Below are 887 nucleotides of genomic sequence, written 5' to 3' on the forward strand. Positions count from 1 at the left end.
GGATCGGGGATCGCTTTGGGATCGAAGGTCGAGAGCGGCACGACCACGCCGTAGGGATAAGCCTCGGCCTCGACCTCGTTCGGCTCGCGCACGTCGACGAGGAGATAGCGCCCTTCCGCAACACCCTTGGAGACCTCGTCCGGGGTCAGATCCTGTACTTGATTTGCCACATCATCCTCCAACGTCGCGGGCCGCTGCCGGGGCGATCCCGGCGGCCGGCAACCTCGCCTCTTGGCCCGCGAAAATCAAGCGCTACAAAGGCTTGAGCTGCCTTGCGCAAGTTAAAGCTAAATCGCAGCGACTTGAAGCGCGACCTTCCAACGGAGGATCAGATCGTCACTTAGATGGTCACCTGGGTGCCGACCTCGACGACGCGGCCGGAGGGGATCTGGAAATAGTCGGTGGCGTCGTTGGCGGAACGGCTGAGCGAGATGAACAGCCGGTCCTGCCAGCGCGGCATGCCGGAATGGGCGGCCGGCTTGAGCGCCCTCCGCGACAGGAAGAACGAGGTCGACATGATGTCGAACTGCCAGCCGAGCTTGCGGGCGATCGCCAGCGCCTTCGGCACGTTGGGCGATTCCATGAAGCCGAACTTCAGCGTCACCTTGGAGAAGGTCGGCGAGATCTGTTCCAGCTTCACCCGCTCGGCCGGATCGATGCGCGGGGTCTGCGCGGTCTCGATGGTGAGAATGACGTTCTTCTCGTGCAGCACCTTGTAGTGCTTCAGACTATGCATCAGCGCGGTCGGCGCGCTCAGGGGATCGCTGGTCAGGAACACGGCGGTCCCGGGCACGCGCTGCGGCGGCCGCTTCTCCAGCATGGCCACTAGGTCGGCGAGCGGGAATTCGAGCTTGCGCGACTTCTCGAACAGCAGCCGGCTGCCGCGC

At 64.1% G+C, this 887-nt stretch carries 1 protein-coding gene and 1 pseudogene; both read right to left on the reverse strand.

Features of this window, described 5'->3' with window-relative positions:
* Positions 1–170, reverse strand: a pseudogene (locus IVB32_RS14385) (rhodanese-like domain-containing protein); the annotation flags it as partial.
* 170 nt (positions 171–340) lie between these two features.
* On the reverse strand, positions 341–887 hold a 547-nt coding region (locus IVB32_RS14390; protein ID WP_247410626.1), incomplete at its 5' end, for a KUP/HAK/KT family potassium transporter.

It is taken from the genome of Bradyrhizobium sp. 23 (genome assembly GCF_023073295.1).
GTDB lineage: Bacteria > Pseudomonadota > Alphaproteobacteria > Rhizobiales > Xanthobacteraceae > Bradyrhizobium > Bradyrhizobium canariense_D.